We start from the raw sequence: 4,088 nt of genomic DNA, 5'->3' as shown, positions 1-4,088 counted from the left end.
CATTATTAGGACTTACTCCTACATCTGGATACTCCCATACTTTTTCATTACTAGTCATTCCCGTACTTTTAATTAGCACTTTGTGTTCTACACCTTTTTCGTCAATTCCAACAACTTTTAACTTTCCTTTAAATTCTTCTTTTTCTCCCCAAAAATGCCACATATATTTATTACCTTTTCCTGCAATAATTGGTCGAGCTTCGGCCTCTCCTTCTTTACCAGAGCCAACTAAAAAGCCAATTCTTCCTTCCTCACCTAGCAAAACATACTCTCCTTTTGTTCCGTCACCAAATGTAACAGGAATATTAAACGTTGGACTTACTTCCCAATCCTCTTTTATCACTGTTTCTGTTTTTTCTGAACAACCTACTAAAAGTCCGATTAAAAATGTACATAAAACTATTTTTTTCATATTAACCCTCCTTTTGTAGATAGACGAAATTTATCATCTTTTTATTTCTGAATACTCTAGCTACTGTTCAAAAAAATAAATAGTATTAGCTGTAGCTAATCACAATCTCTAATTCCATTCTCGCTACCCTTTACTTTAATTTCGACCCCAAAACTTTTCTATAACATCAGAAGCCTTCCTTGTTTCTTTACCCATGTATTTATAAGCAGTATTAAGGAATTTTTTATTGTCTCCAAGTCGTTCAAGGATAGTTACAGTTAATAGTTCATTAACATATCAATCATCTGTTTCCATCCTTTCAAAAAAAGTAGCTTTTCAAAATAACAAAGTTGTAAAATACCTCAATAATTATTCGAATTAACAGAATTTTCATTTGTTCTCCAACTATTTACCAGAGAAATGGAAAATCTGTTATGTTACAATAAAACTCGCAAATAAAAAGAAAAGGGAGTTTGGATAAATCGTGAAACAATTTTCTAAAATAGCAATATCAATAATTTCTTTAACATGCCTTCTGTTCGGTATAAGCAGTAACAATTATGCATTTGCAAATGGTAATGGTGACGTAGATGTTGATTGGCAACAACAAAAGAAATCTATTAAAGATAATAAAAATATTATCGAAGTCGCAGAGAAACATAAAGATAAAATTAAAATTGCAGGGACTTACTTAGATGAAAAACAAATTTTACACGTTATACTTGTAGACAAAAAAAAGAGTCAACAAGAATTAAAAAAACTAATGAAAATAAGTGATGATGTGGTCTTTGAAGAGGCTTCAAACACCTTAGAAGAATTAATAAAAGCTAAAAAAATGATTACTAACAAAATTTTAAAAGAAGGAAATAAATATAGTGTAAGTAGTGTAGGAATTGATGAAGTTAATAACTCTATTAAAGTTACACATACTCCAATTCCATACAATTCTGATATTAAAATAGAACAGATTATTGAGACTTTACCTAAAAATCTTCAAGTTAAAGTATCTTTTCACGAATCTACATCTAAAGAAGTGCCAATACGACAGCATGCCCTTAGTGACGACCCACAAACAAATGAATATTTAAGAAAATGGAACCCTCTTGAAATGGCATCTGAAATTAGAGTAAGAATGACTTCAAATACAAGATACGTACAAGAATGTTCAATTGGTTTTGGGGCTAGGCATAAAAGTGGGGTATGGGGAATAGTATCAGCAGGTCATTGTTTTGAATTACCGGATTCTGATAGTCCTCAAACTTTAAGAGTTGATCAAGGAAGTGAAGGAGCTCATTTTATTGGAGATAAAGTATTAGTAAAACAAGAATATTATGACTATGCTGATGCTGCGTTCTTACAGACAAGTGCTGGAATTCAAATCACACCAAATATCGTTGATCCAATAACTGATACCTATTGGCAAATTGGAGAAACTGCAACATCAGCTGAATTTCCTGTTGGTACCTCTGTTAGGGTACACGGAAAAAAAGGTGGAACGCACATTCTTAAGATTGTAGATTTAAACGATGATTTCTTTATAGACAATAATAACGATGGTACTCCTGACTCAACGGTCACTTATGATCAAGTAAAAGCAATTGACCCTAATGCTAATGGAAATGCTACTTATAGTGGGGATAGTGGTGGACCTGTAACTGATTATATGGAAGGCTCTGATAACGTATTTACACTATATGGAATTATAGTGGCTGGAACTTCAGATAACAACACAACTTGGTTTTCTCCATGGGAGAATATTCGAAATGAACTTGGTCTTTTAGATGTTGTAACATATTATATTGGAAATAAATACAATTAATTTTATAAAATATGAAAGTTATCAATACAATTTTCAAAAATTATGGTTGGGGCTAAGGGTATACTATTCGCCCCTTTATAATTATTAATTATACAAGATGAGGGATTTTCATGATAAACAAAAAATTAATATTTAATTTTATCCTTATTCTGTTTGTACTTTCAACGGTTTTCTTCATTTGGTTAGAATATAAAGAAACTACTATCCATAAAGAAATAAAAGTAGAGAATGTAAAAAGAGTTAATTGGACTTATGCAAATAAGTTAAGTATGTATGGAGCTGATCAATCTGGTATTCAAGATATTGTATCCTGGTTTAACAATGCAAATGTTATAGAAGATAGTAATGTTTCCTTCGATACATTACCAGTAAAAGCAAAGTTGACCATTAATCTTAATAAGAACAAATCAATACATTTAATTAATAAAAACAATGAAATTCTAACTGTTATTAGGAAAGATCTTGACCATGATATTACTTATACCATTTATCAACCAAATTTATTACAATTGCTTAAAACTGATGAATAGAATACTATAATAAAAACTGAGTGAGGAAACCCACCTCACTCAGTCCTTTTTTAGATCCAGCACATCCGATAATTTGTATTCTATGCCGTGTACCCCTTTATAATAATCAGGATACATCTGTCCACCACATATTTCACACGAAAACATCGGAGGAGTGGTCGGATCTCCATCATACCAAGAATAAAGGATGTTACTTCTCATTATAAGTGAGTCTAATAATCCATTTACGATTTATATAAGTGATTCATAGCATTAGGTTGCTAATCCTATGTAAGGAGTAAATAAATTGAAAAACAATTTATTATAGATATTCAATTAGAAGGTCTCGTAGGTGCTTTATATCCAAGAGGAGAAGAAGAAAGTCAAATATATTTGTTCAGACTAATGATAAAGATTTTATTATTTCAAATAATACTGAGAAAATAATAAAGATTGGCATAGAAAATAGATATAAAATGTGGTACTTCAGAGTGGAAGATGATGTATTTCAAAAACTAAGAAAAGGACAGAAAGTAAAAATTTGGTATGATGGAATAGAAAAACCTTCTGAGATTGCCTATGGATACGCTGAAAAAATTGAAATTTTAGAGGAATAAATATTAAATCTTATACGTCAGAATTGGACAAAAATAAAAACGAATCTTTCCACGGTTTTATTTTTTTTCCGCTTTTTGCTGGTGGTGCCCCTTAAAAGATTTTATTATCTTTGTGGTCTTACTAAATGCACCCGTTACTTCAATAACTCATTCACTTGTTTGATTGAGTTATTCGATAAAGAGTAAATGGTATGTGTATCCTCTGTATTCATAATTGTTCCAGACTTTACATCAATCCAAAGGAAATACGTTTCCTCTCCAATTTCAATTTTATATTCAGGGTCAGCCATATCGACAATACCCGGTTGTTTTTCTGCTTTTCCTACTGCTTCTTTAATTATTTCAATTGTTTTAGCATCCTCGATAACTAATGTTTCGGAATTGCTCCCCATTGGATCAATAGTTACCTTTTCTAAACTTTCACTATTCTGCTGGCAACCAATTAAACCAATTGATAATAGAACTATAGATAAGACCAAACTAATTTTTTTCATAGATCCCCCTCCTAACTACCTTTTTCATTTAGACGAATAAATTCCTTTTTCCGTTTCAAATATAGTAAGAGTTATACCAAGGCTTGTTTAACTTTAAGAAAAAAGCCAATCTCCTTCTTGAAGATTAGCTCTCGTTAATACAATTAGAGAAAGCTGTTTTTGTCAACATTATATTGAGCCAGAGTGATCACTTCAAAAGTGAGCCACTTATTGAGTGTTAACTCCCATTATGGGGGGAGGGGCAAGATACACAAATAC

At 31.4% G+C, this 4,088-nt stretch carries 5 protein-coding genes and 1 pseudogene; 3 read left to right on the top strand and 3 right to left on the bottom strand.

All coding sequences use genetic code 11. The features are described from left to right. Both ACFSCX_RS23320 and ACFSCX_RS25750 read right to left on the bottom strand, forming a co-directional pair. Positions 1-412, bottom strand: a 412-nt coding sequence (locus ACFSCX_RS23320; protein ID WP_377930656.1) for a hypothetical protein, incomplete at its 3' end; no start/stop codon positions are given. Between the two features lie 135 nt (positions 413-547). Continuing rightward, positions 548-676: pseudogene (locus ACFSCX_RS25750) on the bottom strand (DUF7674 family protein); the annotation flags it as partial. Positions 677-875: 199 nt separating this feature from the next. Between ACFSCX_RS25750 and ACFSCX_RS23315 the strand changes: the two are divergent. The 3 genes from ACFSCX_RS23315 to ACFSCX_RS23305 all read left to right on the top strand — a co-directional run bounded on the left by ACFSCX_RS23315 (position 876) and on the right by ACFSCX_RS23305 (position 3,336). Beyond that, positions 876-2,210, top strand: a complete 1,335-nt coding sequence (locus ACFSCX_RS23315; protein ID WP_377930655.1) for a trypsin-like serine protease — start codon at positions 876-878, stop codon at positions 2,208-2,210. Positions 2,211-2,320: 110 nt separating this feature from the next. Beyond that, positions 2,321-2,740 (top strand): hypothetical protein, encoded by a 420-nt coding sequence (locus ACFSCX_RS23310; protein WP_377930654.1) that lies wholly within the window; start codon positions 2,321-2,323, stop codon positions 2,738-2,740. Between the two features lie 296 nt (positions 2,741-3,036). Beyond that, positions 3,037-3,336, top strand: a complete 300-nt coding sequence (locus ACFSCX_RS23305; protein WP_377930947.1) for a DUF3221 domain-containing protein — start codon at positions 3,037-3,039, stop codon at positions 3,334-3,336. A gap of 134 nt (positions 3,337-3,470) precedes the next feature. Here ACFSCX_RS23305 and ACFSCX_RS23300 read toward each other — a convergent pair whose 3' ends face one another. Continuing rightward, positions 3,471-3,830, bottom strand: a complete 360-nt coding sequence (locus tag ACFSCX_RS23300) for a YhfM domain-containing protein (RefSeq protein ID WP_377930653.1) — start codon at positions 3,828-3,830, stop codon at positions 3,471-3,473. Positions 3,831-4,088: the final 258 nt, after the last annotated feature.

It is taken from the genome of Bacillus salitolerans, from assembly GCF_042680805.1.
Classification (GTDB): domain Bacteria; phylum Bacillota; class Bacilli; order Bacillales; family SA4; genus Bacillus_CJ; species Bacillus_CJ salitolerans.
Note: the sequence above shows the minus strand (reverse complement) of the source record. Positions and strands in the feature narration are given on the sequence as shown.

What these genes read in the sequence shown, in the direction of transcription:
- ACFSCX_RS23310 (WP_377930654.1), top strand. Translation starts at nt 2,321, where the DNA reads ATGATAAACAAAAAATTAATATTTAATTTTATCCTTATTCTGTTTGTA.
- ACFSCX_RS23300 (WP_377930653.1), bottom strand. Translation starts at nt 3,830, where the DNA reads ATGAAAAAAATTAGTTTGGTCTTATCTATAGTTCTATTATCAATTGGT.